This is a genomic window from Xanthobacter sp. BG11Y11_SDJG (assembly GCF_057364445.1).
The window spans coordinates 1-16597 of the sequence record NZ_JBNFNU010000050.1 but is presented as its reverse complement, the minus strand read 5'-3'; the positions used below and the strand labels follow the sequence as shown (position 1 = coordinate 16597).

10 protein-coding genes are annotated in these 16597 nt (G+C 68.1%); 9 read left to right on the top strand and 1 reads right to left on the bottom strand.

What is annotated here, in order from left to right:
- Positions 1–253: 253 nt before the first annotated feature.
- From AC2W7M_RS07120 to AC2W7M_RS07080, 9 genes are all read left to right on the top strand, one after another.
- A complete protein-coding gene (locus tag AC2W7M_RS07120) occupies positions 254–682 on the top strand; it encodes a hypothetical protein (RefSeq protein ID WP_486131238.1) in 429 nt (142 codons plus the stop codon).
- A gap of 214 nt (positions 683–896) precedes the next feature.
- Positions 897–1346 carry a 50S ribosomal protein L11 gene (gene rplK / locus AC2W7M_RS07115; protein WP_486131236.1) on the top strand — a complete coding sequence of 150 codons (450 nt, stop codon included), beginning with the start codon at positions 897–899 and terminating at the stop codon, positions 1344–1346.
- Between the two features lie 5 nt (positions 1347–1351).
- Positions 1352–2059, top strand: coding sequence for a 50S ribosomal protein L1 (gene rplA, locus AC2W7M_RS07110; protein ID WP_486131234.1), 708 nt, complete (start codon positions 1352–1354; stop codon positions 2057–2059).
- 132 nt (positions 2060–2191) lie between these two features.
- A complete protein-coding gene (locus AC2W7M_RS07105) occupies positions 2192–4144 on the top strand; it encodes an acyltransferase family protein (protein WP_486131232.1) in 1953 nt (650 codons plus the stop codon).
- Positions 4145–4754: 610 nt separating this feature from the next.
- On the top strand, positions 4755–5273 hold the full coding sequence (gene rplJ / locus AC2W7M_RS07100; protein WP_486131230.1) for a 50S ribosomal protein L10: 519 nt from the start codon (positions 4755–4757) through the stop codon (positions 5271–5273).
- A 72-nt stretch (positions 5274–5345) separates the two neighbouring features.
- Positions 5346–5723 (top strand): 50S ribosomal protein L7/L12, encoded by a 378-nt coding sequence (gene rplL, locus AC2W7M_RS07095; protein ID WP_121623024.1) that lies wholly within the window; start codon positions 5346–5348, stop codon positions 5721–5723.
- 275 nt (positions 5724–5998) lie between these two features.
- A complete protein-coding gene (gene rpoB, locus AC2W7M_RS07090; protein WP_486131228.1) occupies positions 5999–10075 on the top strand; it encodes a DNA-directed RNA polymerase subunit beta in 4077 nt (1358 codons plus the stop codon).
- Positions 10076–10178: 103 nt separating this feature from the next.
- Positions 10179–14363, top strand: a complete 4185-nt coding sequence (rpoC, locus tag AC2W7M_RS07085) for a DNA-directed RNA polymerase subunit beta' (RefSeq protein ID WP_486131226.1) — start codon at positions 10179–10181, stop codon at positions 14361–14363.
- A 435-nt stretch (positions 14364–14798) separates the two neighbouring features.
- Complete coding sequence (locus AC2W7M_RS07080; RefSeq protein ID WP_486131224.1) at positions 14799–14972, top strand: hypothetical protein; 174 nt, start codon at positions 14799–14801, stop codon at positions 14970–14972.
- Positions 14973–15020: 48 nt separating this feature from the next.
- Here the strand turns inward: AC2W7M_RS07080 and AC2W7M_RS07075 are convergent, their stop codons facing one another.
- Entirely contained in the window at positions 15021–16085 is a 1065-nt protein-coding gene (locus tag AC2W7M_RS07075; protein WP_486131222.1) for a glycoside hydrolase family 2 TIM barrel-domain containing protein, read from the bottom strand.
- Positions 16086–16597 lie beyond the last annotated feature (512 nt).

Below are 16597 nucleotides of genomic sequence, written 5' to 3'. Positions count from 1 at the left end.
CCAGCGGGTGCTGCTGGTCTCGCCCCGCCGCGCCGCGCGCGGTGCTGGTGATGCTGCCCGGCGGCGCCGGGGATGTGGGGCATCCGCCCCGACGGCACGCTGGCGCACGGCGCGAATGTCCTCGTGCGCACGCGCACGCAGTTCGCGGATCAAGGCTTTGCGGTGCTGATCCCGGACGCGGCCGGCACGCGCAACCTGCGGGGCCGGCGCAGCACGCCAGCCTATGGCGACCTGGTGACGGCACTGGCGGCCTATGCGGGCAAGGAGACCGGCGCGCCGGTCGTTCCTCATCGGCACCAGCCAGGGCGCCATCGCCGCCGCCAACGGCGCGGCACGGGCGCAGCCGGGAAAGGTGGCGGGGCTGGTGCTCACCGAGGCGGTGTCCGTCCTTGGCGGCAGCCGCGAGAGCGTGTTCGACGTGGATCTCGCGGCCGTGCGGGTGCCGGTGCTCATCGTCGCCAATCGCGACGATGCCTGCCCGGTCTCCCCGCCCGCTGCGGCGCCGCAGATCGCCGCCGCCTTGACCGGCGCGCCGTCCGTGACGGTGGCGGAGGTCTCCGGCGGGCGCCCCGGCAAGCCCTGCGGCTCGCTGTCGCCGCACGGCTATCTCGGCATCGAGGGCCAGGTGGTGGGCTTGATCTCCGCCTGGATCGAGGCCCGGCTCGCCGCCGCCGCGCGGTAGCCCAGCGCGGGGCTTCCCTCCGGCGGTCAAATCCTGTATCGGATCGCCCGCGCCGCCTTGTCGGCGCACCATACGCGGGAGGCGTGTCCGGTTCGCCAGCCGGAAGTCACGCGCCGCTACCGCGATCCTCGGACAGCGCCGAACCGCGATCAGCCGTCGCGGCGGCGTGCTTTGGCGTTTCCGGCCGGCAGCCGGAACGCCGGGGAGTTCTTCCATGGCGAAGAAAATCGCAGGCTACGTCAAGCTGCAGGTGCCCGCCGGCAGCGCCAATCCGGCCCCGCCGATCGGCCCCGCGCTCGGCCAGCGCGGCCTGAACATCATGGAATTCTGCAAGGCGTTCAACGCCCAGACCGCGCAGCTCGAAAAGGGCATGCCGATCCCGGTGGTGATCACGGCCTTCCAGGACCGTTCCTTCACCTTCGAGCTGAAGACCCCGCCGGTCTCCTACTTCCTCAAGAAGGCCGCCGGCCTCGAGACGAAGAAGAAGCCCGGCTCGGGCTCGAAGACGCCCGGCAAGGGCACCTTCGTCGGCAAGGTTACGCGCGCCCAGCTCGCGGAGATCGCCGAGAAGAAGATGAAGGATCTGAACTGCGACTCCGTTGAGGCCGCCGTCCAGATGATCGAAGGCTCGGCCCGCTCCATGGGCCTCCAGGTTCAGGGGTGAGCGTCATGGCGAAGGAAGGCAAGCGCATCCGCGCCGCCCACGAGGGCATCGACCGCACCAAGCTCTACGGCCTCGACGAGGCGCTCACGCTCCTGAAGGAGCGCGCGACCGCCAAGTTCGACGAGACCATCGAGGTGGCGCTCAATCTCGGCGTCGACCCGCGCCATGCGGACCAGATGGTGCGCGGCGTGTGCAACCTGCCGAACGGCTCCGGCCGCACCGTGCGCGTGGCGGTGTTCGCCCGCGGCGCCAAGGCCGACGAGGCCAAGGCGGCGGGTGCCGACATCGTCGGCGCCGAGGACCTGCTGGAGACCATCCAGGGCGGCAAGATCGAGTTCGATCGCTGCATCGCCACCCCGGACCTGATGCCGCTGGTCGGCCGGCTCGGCAAGGTGCTCGGCCCGCGTGGCCTGATGCCGAACCCGAAGGTCGGCACCGTGACCATGGACGTGAAGGGCGCCGTCGCCGCCGCCAAGGGCGGCGCGGTGGAGTTCCGCGTCGAGAAGGCCGGCATCATCCATGGCGGCGTCGGCAAGGCCTCGTTCCCGGCCGACAAGCTGGCCGAGAACATCCGCGCTTTCGTGGACGCGGTGGTGAAGGCCAAGCCCGCCGGCGCCAAGGGCACCTATGTCCAGCGCGTGGCGGTCTCCTCCACCATGGGCCCGGGCCTCAAGATCGAGCCCGCGACGGTTCTGGGCGCCGGCGGCGCCTGAGGCACGCTTTGGAATGGCCGGGCTCGACCCGGCCATTTCCTTCCGAGCCGTTTCCAAGGGGAGAGGGGCTCGGTCCTGTTTCTGACTCTGTTTCTTCGCGGCCTGCTGGAAGCCGTCGGGTAATCCCTTGAGATGATCTCGCGCTACCGCCCGGAAATCGATGGCCTGCGCGCGCTCGCCGTGTTGCCGGTCGTGTTCTTCCATGCGGGGGTGCCGGGATTCTCGGGCGGATTCGTGGGCGTCGACGTCTTTTTCGTCATCAGCGGCCACCTGATTTCCGGCATTATCATCGATGAGCGTGCGCGGGGCGAGTTCTCGCTCGCGCGCTTTTACGAGCGGCGTGCGCGGCGCCTGTTGCCCTCGCTTCTGGCGGTGATCATCGCCACCTGCGTGTTCGCGGCCTTCATCGTCGCGCCGTTCCGGCTCGCGGAGATCGCCAAGTCCAGCATCGCCGCCCTCACGTTCACCGCGAATATCTATTTCTGGGCCGCCACCGACTATTTCGCCACCGCCGCGAAGCTCCAGCCGTTGATCCATACCTGGACGCTGGGGATCGAGGAGCAGTTCTACATCCTCTTTCCCCTGCTGGTGATCGCCCTCGCGGGCGGCTCAAGATTGAAGCTTCCGCTCGTCGTGGTGGCCCTCGCGGTGCTCTCGCTCCTCTACAGCCAGGCGCTGACGCGGTGGGACAAGGCCTCGGCCTATTACCTGCTGCAGTCGCGCGGCTGGGAGCTTCTCGCGGGCGTGCTTGTCACGCTGGCGCGATCCCGGCTGCCGCCGGTGCCGGGGAAATGGACGCCGACCGCCATGCGCCTGGTCGGCCTCCTGCTCATCGCGCTGGCGGTCGCAACCTATCACGAGGGCATGCGCCTGCCGGGGTTCGCCATGCTGGTGCCCGTGCTCGGCGCCGCGCTCGTGCTTTATCCGCCCGACCGCGACGAGCCGCTGGCCTTGGCGTTGGCGTGGCGGCCTCTGGTCGCGGTCGGCCTCATGTCCTATGCGCTCTACCTCTGGCACCAGCCTGTGCTCGCGCTTGCCCGCCTCGCCACGACCGACGATCTGTCCCCGCCCGTGACGGGCATCCTCGTCGCCGCCTGCTTCCCGCTCGCCTGGGCCACATGGCGCTTCATCGAGCAGCCGGCCCGCGACCGGCGCCGCATGCCCTTGAGGCCATTCCTCGCCGCGGTGGGATTGGCTGGCGCCGCGACCCTGGCCTTTGCCGTCCTCGTCGCGGGGACGCGCGGGCTCTCCTTCCTGGTGCAGCCGGCCTATGTGGCCGTCACCGCTCAGTTCGAGCGCGAGGCCAGCAGCCGCGCCGACGGCATCCGCACGGACGCCTGCCACCTGCGGGCCAATCGCGGCGCGCCCGAGTCGTTCCTGGCGCAGTGGAACTGCCTGGGAGAAGGGCCTGGGGCGTCCGTCCTCGTCGCCGGCGACAGCCATGCGGCGGACAAGGCGTTCGCGCTGCGCGCCGCAGGCATCGAGCCGGCCCAGGCGACGGGCGCCGGCTGCGCCGTGGTGCCGCGGCTCATGAGGCCGGAATGCCGGGCGTTCTTCGTCACGGCGCTGGAGCGCCTGAAGGGACGGCCGGGCCTGCGCGTCCTGCTCGCCCAGTCGGTCGCCGCCGGCGCGCTCACCCCTGCCGACATCGCCGCCGCCCGCGACTTCTTCGCCGCCGCCGGACATTCCGTCCTGTGGGCGTCGCCCATGCCGGCCTTTCCCCGCATCAAGGATGAGATGGCGGCGCGCGCCCAAAGCGGAGGCGATCCGTTGAGCGGGGCCTATCCTTTCGTGGCCGAGGCCGCAGAGGCAACGCACGCCGCCTTGGTCGCCAGCGCGGGGGCGGCCCATGTCTTCGACACGCAGCAGGCCTTCTGCGCCATCGGGCGGCCCCCGTGCAGTCCCTATGCGGGGGGCGACCTGCTGCTCATCGACCCGGACCATCTCTCGGGCGCGGCGGCGCGGGCCATGGGTCCCCGGCTCGCCGCCTTCGTGTTTCCACCGGGCTGGCAAGATGGGCGGCAAGATGGACTGCATGACGGTGGGCAATCCGGGCTGCACGTCGGGCGACAGGACGGGCCATAGGCGGCTTGAGCCGCGCCGCCCGCACGGAAGGGTCGCGGAAGCAAAAAATGCGCCGCGGGTCGTGACAAGCGGTGCGCGAGCCTTTATATGGGGCTGTTCTCGCGCGGCTCCGGCCCGGGTCGGGATTTTGGATTTGAGCTTCCGCCTTTGACCGGGCGGAAGGGCTGGGAGGGTTCGCCCGCCCGGCCTTATCGTCTGTCAAGCGCCTGTTTTGTCGACCCTTTGGGATCGGCAGGCGGTGCCGAAGCAGATGAAAGTCCTGTCCGAGACTGCAGGCGCCGCGGCGATTTGCCAAGGCTTAATTCTCGCCATCCGCCTCGCCCGAGGCGGCCCTTGGGGAGCCAGCATAGACGGGGAAGACCGGAATTTTTGTGCGCGTCCGCCGTGGCGGGGGCGTGGAAGATCGGTTCGAACCAGCGCCTTGCGTTCCGCTCCGGACGATCCGTCCGGCCTGGGGCCGAGGGGACAGGGCATGTGAGCGTCGCGGAATGCGGCCGGCATGCTTCAAGCGGGAGGCCCTCCCGCCAAGGCTACCCGGCCGCGGAAGCGGCAAGGCGCAACCGGCGGCATCGCCCTGATGATGCCGCCATAGGCTTAAAGAGAGCCAGACGTGGATCGAGCGGAAAAGCAAGAGCTCGTCACGACGCTTTCGGACGTGTTCAAGAACACGTCCGTCGTCGTGGTGGCCCACTATTCCGGCCTCACCGTGGCCCAGATGCAGGCGCTTCGCCGGCAGATGAAGGCCCAGGGTGCGACCGTGAAGGTGGCCAAGAACCGCCTCGCCAAGATCGCTCTGGAAGGCTCCGACGTCGCCCATGTGGCGTCCCTCCTGAAGGGACCCACCCTGATCGCCTATTCCAGCGATCCGGTGGCGGCGCCGAAGGTGGCCGTCGACTTCGCCAAGGCCAACGACAAGTTCGTGATCCTCGGCGGTGCGATGGGCACCACGCCCCTGAACGCGGACGGTGTGAAGGCGCTTGCCACCATGCCGTCCCTTGATGAACTGCGCGCCAAGCTCGTCGGCCTCATCCAGGCCCCGGCGACCAAGATCGCTCAGCTCACCACCGCGCCGGCTGCCAAGCTCGCGCGCGTGTTCGGGGCGTATGCCAAGCAGGACGAAGCGGCGTGAGGCAGCGGCCGCGCATTGCGCGGCCCGATCTCGCAAATCTCAAATTCGAACCTATCTTAAGGACAAACGAAAATGGCTGACCTGACCAAGCTCGTCGACGAGCTCAGCTCCCTGACCGTTCTCGAGGCCGCCGAGCTGGCGAAGCTCCTCGAGGAGAAGTGGGGCGTCTCCGCCGCCGCCGCCGTGGCCGTTGCCGCCGCTCCGGGCGCTGCCGCCGCTGCCGCTCCGGTGGAGGAGCAGACCGAGTTCACCGTGATGCTTGCCGCCGCCGGCGACAAGAAGATCGAGGTCATCAAGGAAGTGCGCGCCATCACCGGCCTCGGCCTCAAGGAAGCCAAGGACCTGGTCGAGGGTGCTCCGAAGCCCGTCAAGGAGGCCGTCTCCAAGGACGAGGCCGAGAAGCTCAAGGCCCAGCTCGAGAAGGCTGGCGCCAAGGTCGAGCTCAAGTGAGCATCGGGGGTCCCGGCGGTCTGCCGGGACCCTTTCCACCGCTGGCCGGAAGGCGCGGCGGCACGTGTGAGACGGTTCTCCCGGCAGCCGGCCGAGGCGAAAGCCTCGCGGCTTCCGGGAGAGCCGTCATGGTGCTGGAAGGGGATGGCGCTTCGCCCCCAACCCTTTGCGGCACCGATGGCAGATGAAGGTTCCGGAGCCGGCGCGGCGAGCCCGCCTCTCTCATGAGGCACAAGGGAGCCGGCCCGACAGGACCAGGACGGACGAGGATCGAGATGGCGCAAACGTTCACCGGTCGTAAGCGGATCCGCAAGTTCTTCGGCAAGATCAAGGAAGTGGCTGAGATGCCGAACCTCATCGAGGTTCAGAAGGCGTCCTACGACCAGTTCCTACAGATCGAGGAACCCAAGGGCGGACGCGACGACGATGGCCTCCAGGCCGTGTTCAAGTCGGTCTTCCCCATTTCGGACTTCTCCGGCGCCGCCATGCTCGAATTCGTGCGCTACGAGTTCGAGCCGCCGAAGTATGACGTGGACGAGTGCCGTCAGCGCGGCATGACGTTCGCCGCCCCGCTCAAGGTGACGCTCCGCCTCATCGTGTTCGATGTGGACCCGGATACCGGCGCCAAGTCCGTGAAGGACATCAAGGAGCAGGACGTCTATACCGGCGACATCCCGCTGATGACCATGAACGGCACGTTCATCGTCAACGGAACCGAGCGCGTCATCGTCTCGCAGATGCACCGCTCGCCGGGCGTCTTCTTCGACCACGACAAGGGCAAGACCCACTCTTCGGGCAAGCTCCTGTTCGCGGCCCGCATCATCCCCTATCGCGGCTCCTGGCTCGACATCGAGTTCGACGCCAAGGACATCGTCTATGCGCGCATCGACCGCCGCCGCAAGGTGCCGGTGACGAGCCTTTTGTTCGCGCTCGGCCTCGACAGCGAGGAGATCCTCGACACCTTCTACGAGAAGATCGCCTTCTCGCGGGCGAAGGACGGCTGGCGCATGCCGTTCGATCCCAAGCGCATGAAGGGCTACAAGGCGGTCTCCGACATGGTCGACGCCGACACCGGCGAGATCGTCGTCGAGGCCGGCAAGAAGCTCACCGTGCGCGCCGCCCGCCAGCTCGCCGAGAAGGGCCTCAAGGCCCTCAAGATCTCCGACGAGGAGATGGTCGGCCAGTACATCGCCGAGGACCTGGTGGACACCGCCACCGGCGAGATCCACGCCGAGGCCGGCGACGAGATCACCGAGAAGCTGCTTAAGACGCTGGAGGAGGCCGGGTACAACGAGATCCCGGTGCTCGACATCGACCACGTCAACACCGGCGCCTACATCCGCAACACCCTCGCCGCGGACAAGAACGTCACGCGTGAGGACGCGCTGTTCGACATCTACCGCGTGATGCGCCCGGGTGAGCCGCCGACGCTCGACAGCGCGCAGGCCATGTTCCACTCGCTGTTCTTCGATCCCGAGCGCTACGACCTCTCCGCGGTCGGCCGCGTGAAGATGAACATGCGTCTCGACCTCGACTGCCCCGACACCGTGCGGGTGCTGCGCCGCGAGGACATCCTCGCCGTCATCAAGACGCTGGTGGAGCTGCGCGACGGCAAGGGCGAGATCGACGACATCGACCATCTCGGCAACCGCCGCGTGCGCTCGGTGGGCGAGCTGATGGAGAACCAGTACCGCGTCGGTCTGCTGCGCATGGAGCGCGCCATCAAGGAGCGCATGTCGAGCGTCGACATCGACACCGTGATGCCGCAGGACCTCATCAACGCCAAGCCGGTGGCGGCGGCGGTGCGCGAGTTCTTCGGTTCGTCCCAGCTCTCGCAGTTCATGGACCAGACCAACCCGCTCTCCGAGATCACGCACAAGCGGCGTCTCTCGGCGCTCGGCCCGGGCGGCCTGACGCGCGAGCGCGCCGGCTTCGAGGTGCGCGACGTGCACCCGACGCACTACGGCCGCATCTGCCCGATCGAGACGCCGGAAGGCCCGAACATCGGCCTCATCAACTCGCTGGCCACCTTCGCCCGCGTGAACAAGTACGGCTTCATCGAGACCCCCTACCGCAAGGTGGTGGACGGCAAGGTGACCGACGAGGTCGCCTATCTCTCCGCCATGGAGGAGGGCAAGTACTACGTCGCGCAGGCCAACATCCCGCTCGACAAGGACGGCCGCTTCGAGGAGGACCTGATCGTCTGCCGCCATGCGGGCGACGTGCTCCTCGTCACGCCCGACCGCGTGGACTTCATGGACGTCTCGCCGAAGCAGCTGGTTTCGGTGGCCGCGGCGCTGATCCCGTTCCTTGAGAACGACGACGCCAACCGCGCGCTCATGGGCTCCAACATGCAGCGCCAGGCGGTGCCGCTGGTGCGCTCGCAGGCGCCGCTGGTGGGCACCGGCATGGAGGCCGTGGTCGCCCGCGACTCCGGCGCCGCCATCGCCGCCCGCCGCACCGGCGTGATCGACCAGGTGGACGCCACCCGTATCGTCATCCGCGCCACGGAAGAGGCCGACCCGTCCAAGTCCGGCGTCGACATCTACCGGCTGATGAAGTTCCAGCGCTCCAACCAGTCCACCTGCATCAACCAGCGTCCGCTGGTGCGCGTGGGCGACCAGGTGAAGAAGGGCGACATCATCGCCGACGGCCCGTCGACCGAGCTCGGCGAGCTGGCGCTCGGCCGCAACGTGCTGGTCGCCTTCATGCCGTGGAACGGCTACAACTTCGAGGACTCGATCCTGCTCTCGGAGAACATCGTCAAGGAGGACGTGTTCACCTCGATCCACATCGAGGAATTCGAGGCCATGGCCCGCGACACCAAGCTCGGGCCGGAGGAGATCACGCGCGACATTCCGAACGTCTCGGAAGAGGCGCTGAAGAACCTCGACGAGGCGGGCATCGTCTATATCGGCGCCGAGGTGCGCGCCGGCGACATCCTGGTGGGCAAGATCACCCCCAAGGGCGAGAGCCCGATGACGCCGGAAGAGAAGCTGCTGCGCGCCATCTTCGGCGAGAAGGCCGCCGACGTGCGCGACACCTCGCTGCGCCTGCCGCCCGGCGTGCAGGGCACGGTGGTCGAGGTGCGCGTGTTCAACCGCCACGGCGTCGACAAGGACGAGCGCGCGCTCGCCATCGAGCGCGAGGAGATCGAGCGCCTCGCCAAGGACCGCGACGACGAGCAGGCGATCCTCGACCGCAACGTCTACGGCCGCCTCACCGAGCTGCTCGACGGCAAGAGCGCCATCGCCGGCCCGAAGGGCTTCAAGAAGGACACCAAGGTCACGCGCGAGCTTCTGACCGAGTATCCGCGCTCGCAGTGGTGGCTGTTCGCGGTGGCGGACGACGCTCTGATGGCCGAGATCGAGGCCATCCGCGCCCAGTACGACGAATCGAAGAAGCGCCTCGAGCAGCGCTTCCTCGACAAGGTCGAGAAGCTGCAGCGCGGCGACGAGCTGCCCCCCGGCGTCATGAAGATGGTCAAGGTCTTCGTGGCGGTGAAGCGCAAGATCCAGCCCGGCGACAAGATGGCCGGCCGCCACGGCAACAAGGGCGTGGTCTCGCGCATCGTGCCGGTGGAGGACATGCCGTTCCTCGAGGACGGCACCAATGTCGACATCGTGCTGAACCCGCTGGGCGTGCCCTCGCGCATGAATGTGGGCCAGATCCTGGAGACCCATCTGGGCTGGGCCTGCGCGGGCCTCGGCCGGCAGGTGGCGCAGGCGGTGGACGCCTATTACGCCAAGCAGGACCTCAAGCCCCTGCGCTCGGCGCTGGAGACCGTCTACGGCAAGCCGGAGATCACCCAGCTCAAGGACGAGGAACTGCCCGAGCTGGGCGAGAACCTGCGCAAGGGCGTGCCGATGGCGACCCCGGTGTTCGACGGGGCGCACGAGGCGGACATCGAGAAGGAGCTGGAACGGGCGGGGCTCGACGCCTCCGGCCAGTCCACGTTGTTCGACGGGCGCACCGGCGAGCCGTTCGACCGTAAGGTGACGGTGGGCTATATCTACATGCTCAAGTTGCACCACCTGGTCGACGACAAGATCCATGCCCGCTCCATTGGCCCCTACTCGCTCGTCACCCAGCAGCCGCTGGGCGGCAAGGCGCAGTTCGGCGGCCAGCGCTTTGGCGAAATGGAGGTGTGGGCGCTGGAGGCCTATGGCGCCGCCTACACGCTGCAGGAGATGCTGACCGTGAAGTCGGACGACGTCGCCGGCCGCACCAAGGTCTACGAGGCCATCGTGCGCGGCGAGGACACCTTCGAGAGCGGCATTCCGGAGAGCTTCAACGTGCTCGTGAAGGAAATGCGCTCGCTCGGCCTCAACGTCGACCTGGAAAACACCTGACGGGCTCCGCCCCGTCCTGCCGCTCGCTGAGCGGCGAGCCCGACCGGCGCTTCGGCCGGCCGGGCATTTCGAGACAAGGCCCACTTCGTTTGGGAGCCAGCTTATGAATCAGGAAGTCCTGAACGTCTTCAATCCGACCGTTCCGGCGCCGAGCTTCAACCAGATCCGCATCTCGATCGCCAGCCCGGAGAAGATCCAGTCCTGGTCCTACGGCGAGATCAAGAAGCCCGAGACCATCAACTACCGCACGTTCAAGCCCGAGCGCGACGGCCTGTTCTGCGCGCGCATCTTCGGCCCGATCAAGGATTACGAGTGCTTGTGCGGCAAGTACAAGCGCATGAAGTACAAGGGCATCATCTGCGAGAAGTGCGGCGTCGAGGTCACGCTCTCGCGCGTGCGCCGCGAGCGCATGGGCCATATCGAACTGGCCGCGCCGGTGGCGCACATCTGGTTCCTGAAGTCGCTGCCCTCGCGCATCGGCCTCCTGCTGGACATGACGCTCAAGGACCTCGAGCGCATCCTGTACTTCGAGTATTTCGTGGTGCTGGAGCCGGGCCTTACCCCGCTCAAGTATCGCCAGCTGCTGTCCGAGGACGACTATCTGCGCGCCCAGGACGAGTATGGCGAGGACTCGTTCACCGCCATGATCGGTGCCGAGGCGATCCGCGAGCTGCTGCGCTCCATGGACCTCGAGAAGATCGCCGCCGACCTCCGGGTCGAGATCGCCGAGGCCACCACCGAGCTGAAGCCCAAGAAGCTCGCCAAGCGCCTGAAGATCGTCGAGGCGTTCCAGCAGTCCGGCAACAAGCCGGAGTGGATGATCCTCACCCACATCCCGGTGATCCCGCCGGACCTGCGCCCGCTCGTCCCCCTGGACGGCGGCCGGTTCGCGACCTCGGACCTCAACGACCTCTACCGCCGCGTCATCAACCGCAACAACCGCCTCAAGCGGCTGATCGAGCTGCGCGCGCCGGACATCATCATCCGCAACGAGAAGCGCATGCTTCAGGAGGCGGTTGACGCGCTGTTCGACAACGGCCGCCGCGGCCGCGTCATCACCGGCGCCAACAAGCGGCCCTTGAAGTCGCTCGCCGACATGCTGAAGGGCAAGCAGGGCCGGTTCCGCCAGAACCTGCTCGGCAAGCGCGTGGACTATTCCGGCCGCTCGGTGATCGTGGTGGGTCCGGAGCTGAAGCTGCACCAGTGCGGCCTGCCCAAGAAGATGGCGCTGGAGCTGTTCAAGCCCTTTATCTATTCGCGCCTCGACGCGAAGGGCCATTCGGCGACCGTCAAGCAGGCGAAGAAGCTGGTCGAGAAGGAGCGTCCCGAGGTGTGGGACATCCTCGACGAGGTGATCCGCGAGCACCCGGTGATGCTGAACCGCGCACCGACGCTCCACCGCCTCGGCATCCAGGCGTTCGAGCCGGTGCTGATCGAGGGCAAGGCGATCCAGCTGCACCCGCTGGTCTGCTCGGCCTTCAACGCCGACTTCGACGGCGACCAGATGGCCGTGCACGTCCCGCTCTCGCTGGAAGCCCAGCTGGAAGCGCGCGTGCTCATGATGTCCACCAACAACATCCTGCATCCGGCGAACGGCCAGCCGATCATCGTGCCGTCGCAGGACATCGTGCTCGGCCTCTATTACCTCTCGATCATGCGGGAGAACGAGCCGGGCGAGGGCATGATGTTCGCCACCATGAGCGAGATCGACCACGCGCTGAACGCCAAGTCGATCACGCTCGCCACCAAGATCCGCGGCCGCTATGTGGGCGTGGACGCGGACGGCAAGACCTATTCCAAGATCTACGAGACCACCCCCGGCCGCATGAAGATCGGCGAGCTTCTGCCGAAGCACCCGAAGGTTCCCTACGACGTCGTCAACAAGCTGATGACGAAGAAGGAAATCTCCAACATGATCGATACCGTCTACCGCCATTGCGGGCAGAAGGAATCGGTCATCTTCTGCGACCGCATCATGTCGCTCGGCTTCTACAACGCCTTCAAGGCGGGCATCTCCTTCGGCAAGGACGACATGGTCGTGCCGAAGAAGAAGTGGGACCTCGTGGAGGAGACCCGCGCGCTCACCAAGGAATACGAGCAGCAGTACAATGACGGCCTGATCACCCAGGGCGAGAAGTACAACAAGGTGGTCGACGCCTGGGGCAAGTGCACGGACCGCATCGCCGACGAGATGATGAAGGAAATCTCGTCCGTGAAGAAGGACCCGAAGACCGGCCGCGAGAAGCAGATCAACTCGATCTACATGATGAGCCACTCCGGAGCGCGTGGGTCGCCGGCGCAGATGAAGCAGCTCGCCGGCATGCGCGGCCTCATGGCCAAGCCGTCGGGCGAGATCATCGAGAGCCCGATCATCTCGAACTTCAAGGAAGGCCTGACCGTGATGGAGTACTTCAACTCCACTCACGGCGCGCGCAAGGGCCTCGCCGACACCGCTCTGAAGACCGCGAACTCGGGCTACCTCACCCGTCGCCTCGTGGACGTGGCGCAGGATTCCATCATCACCGAGCGCGACTGCGGCTCGGAGAACGGCATCGCCATGCGCGCCATCGTCGACGCCGGCACGGTCGTCGCCTCGCTCGCCTCGCGCGTGCTCGGCCGCACCGCGGTGGAGGATGTGGTGGAGCCGGCCACCGGCACCGTCATCGTGCCCAAGGGCCAGATGATCGAGGAGCCGCATATCGAGCGCATCACCAAGTCCGGCATCCAGGAGATCCGGATCCGCTCGGTGCTGACCTGCGAGACCCGCAACGGCGTGTGCGCCACCTGCTACGGGCGCGACCTCGCCCGCGGCACGCCCGTCAACATGGGCGAGGCGGTGGGCGTCATCGCCGCCCAGTCCATCGGCGAGCCGGGCACCCAGCTCACCATGCGCACCTTCCACATCGGCGGCGCGGCGACCCTCGCCGACTCGTCGTTCGTGGAGAGCAACTTCGAGGGCACGGTCAAGATCCGCAACCGCAACGTGGCGCGGAACTCGGACGGCGACCTCGTTGTGATGGGCCGCAACCTCGCGGTGGTGATCGTCGACCACGACGGCACCGAGCGCGCGGTGAACCGCATCCAGTACGGCGCCCGCCTCAAGGTGGACGAGGGCGACACCATCAAGCGCGGCCAGCGCATCGCCGAGTGGGACCCCTACACCCGTCCCATCCTCTCGGAGGTGGACGGCACGGTGGCGTTCGAGGACCTGGTCGAAGGCGCCTCGATGAACGAGCAGGTCGACGAATCCACCGGCATCGCCAAGCGCGTGGTGACGGATTCGCGCTCCGGCCGCGGGCCGGAGCTGCGCCCCGCCATCCTCATCAAGAGCAAGGACGGCAAGGTCATCAAGCTGCCGCGCGGCGGCGACGCCCGGTACGGCCTGCCGGTGGAGGCCATCATCTCGGTGGACCCGAACCAGCACATCAAGGCCGGCGACGCGGTGGCCCGCGTGCCCATGGAAAGCGCCAAGACCCGCGACATCACGGGCGGCCTGCCGCGCGTGGCGGAGCTGTTCGAGGCGCGGCGCCCGAAGGACGCGGCGATCATCGCCGAGATTTCCGGCACCATCCGCTTCGGCCGCGACTACAAGAACAAGCGCCGGCTGTCCATCGAGCCGACGGATGGCGGGGATCCGGTGGAGTACCTGATCCCGAAGGGCAAGCACATCCATCTCCAGGACGGCGACGTGGTGGAGAAGGGCGACTTCATCGTCGACGGCAACCCGGCGCCGCACGACATCCTGGCGATCAAGGGCGTGGAAGAACTCGCGGCCTTCCTCGTCAACGAGATCCAGGAGGTCTACCGGCTCCAGGGCGTGAACATCAATGACAAGCACATTGAGGTGATCGTCCGCAACATGCTGCAGAAGATCGAGATCGACGATTCCGGCGAGACCGACTTCCTCGACGGCGAGCAGGTGGACCGGCTGGAATTCCTCGAGGCCAACGAGAAGGCGGCCGAGGAAGGCAAGAAGGGCGCCACCGGCCATCCCGTGCTGCTCGGCATCACCAAGGCGTCGCTGCAGACCCGCTCGTTCTTCTCGGCGGCCTCCTTCCAGGAGACCACCCGCGTGCTCACCGAGGCCGCCGTCAACGGCAAGGTGGACCCGCTGGAAGGCCTCAAGGAGAACGTCATCGTCGGCCGCCTGATCCCGGCCGGCACCGGCGCGCAGATGAACAAGCTGCGCTCCATCGCCAACAGCCGCGACGACCTCATCGTCGCCACCCGCGACGAGCAGACCGAGGGCCAGCCTCTGGTCGAGGGACCCGCGCCCGTGGCGGAGTGATCCGCGGCACGCAGCGCAAGCACGAACCGGAAGGGCCGCCGCGAGGCGGCCCTTTTCCGTTTGCGGATCGCTCGCCCACGCCTAAGGGCGAGGGGGAGCGAAAACGATTTCACATTTTGCTCGCGCGGATGTGATCGCGCAACTGATGGGGTGTCCCCGTGCCTATTCGGGTAGGTCACCCGATTCATCTTTGAACGCAGCGCCTTCGGCTGCAGCCGGTCCAGCCGGAGGGAACCGCCACGGGACGGAAAATTCAGTCGACAAACCTTCGGCCGGGGATGCACGCGTCCGGCCGTTTGCTAGAATTCCTCAACGAAAAAGATCGGGCCGTCCGCAAGACAGCTGCTCGGGGAGGAATGATTGGCTCTTCATCCTGATGGCGGGACGCATCCGGCGGCACGGCCCGTCGGCCTGCGCCGCGGGGAAGCCGAAAATGTGAGTGCGGCCGCCATTCTCGTGGTGGCCTTCGCCTGCGGCATGTCCGGGCTGCTGATGGGCCTGTGCCTCGCCGTGTCGCCCCTGCGGGGCCTCTGCTTCGTCTTCGGCGCGGTGTTCGCCGGCGGCGCCGTCTGGTTCGCCCGTGACCTCATGGAGGCGCTGCGACGCTGACGGCGCAGGCGAGCGCGTTGACCAGCGCCGGAGCGCCCGGCCGACCCGCTACCGCACCTCGAACGGCAGGTTGGCCGTGGCGGCGGCACCGCGGCCGTCGCGCACATAGGCGAACACCCGGTAGCGCCCCGGCGGCAGGCCGTGGATGCGCGCGCCGGTGGCGGCAGCGTCCATCAGCGATTCCGGAAACGAGGGCGGCACCGGTTCCGGGTCACCGCCGACGCTGCGCGCCGTGGTCTCGGCCATCACCTGCCAGTCCACCCGCAGGGGGTCGCCATCGGGATCGCTGGCCGCGAGCACGGCGACCAGATCGGTGCCCGCCGGCGTGCTGTGCGCCCCTGCGAGGCGGAAGGCGAGCACGCGGGGCGCGCGATTGCCCGCTGCGCCGGGCACCTTGCCGCCCCAGGCGTCGGCCATCGCCTCCACCGGCTCGGTCCAGTCTCCGGCTGGGGTCAGGAGCGAGTACCAGGTGGGCGTCACCTCCTGCTTCTGGCCCCACAGAAAGGGCAGGGCGCCGACGCCCGCGTGCTCCGCCGCCGCGAGGTAGCGCCGCACGCGGTCCGCCTTCTGGGTGGAGCTGGGCTCGACCCGGGCGCCCCAGGGGGTGGCGGGCGCATCCCAATGGCCCAGCGCGCCCATCTCGGTGAGGAGGATGGGGCCGCGCCAGCCCTGGCTCCGGGCGCGGGCCGGCGCGGAGAGCGCGCCGTCGCCATAGGTGTTGATGCCAAGCACGTCGATGGCGGGCGCGAGCCGCATCAGATCGGCGACCTTGCTGCCGCCGACCTCGGCGACCACCGCCAGGGTCGGATGCTGGCCGTCCAGCGTCTTCACCAGCCGCGCCGCCTCGCCGACCGCTGCGAAGGCCGCGAGCGCGCTCTCCGCGTCGGCCTCCACCTCGACCTCGTTGCCGATGCCCCACATCAGCAGCGCCGGATGGCTGCGATAGCGCTCCACCATGCGCCGCAGCGCGGCGAGCTGCGCCTCCACCGCCGTGCGGTTGCCATAGTCGAAGCCGAGCCGCGGATGGCCCATCCAGAAGCCGACGATCACCTTGAGGCCGTTGCGCTGGGCCGCGTCCAGCGTCTCGCCGGGGTCCTCGCCATAGGTGCGCACCACATTGCGCCGAGACCCCTGAGGTCGGCGAACCGCGTCTGGCCGCTGGCGCCGCGCGGCAGGAAGGCGCGTCCGTCCACCAGAATGTCGCGGCCCTGGACGGCGACCTGGGACGCGCCGGCGGGCACCGGTGCGAGGGCAAGAGGGGCGATGAGGAGCAGGGCGGCGAGGCTGAGGCGGAAGGCTGGCACGGCAGGGGACCTGGAGCGAGCGGGGATTGGGGCGAGGACGCGCAGGCGCCGTATGATGCGTCGCACCATGATGGGCGCAAGACAAGGGCGGCAGCATGAACTTATGCTTGGCGCGCCCACCTTGGAAAAGGCGGCATGGCGCGCATCCCGCGGGAGGCGCCCGCCGCCGCGCCGGCGGAGGCGGGCAGGCCGGGTGGCGAGTCACCTTGCGCTCGGCCTTGGGATCGATGGCGGGGTGCAGCAGCTGGTCGAGGGCGGCGGGATCCACCCGGCCGACCGCTTCCTGCTCGCTGATGAGGCCCTCGCGCGCCAGCGTCAACG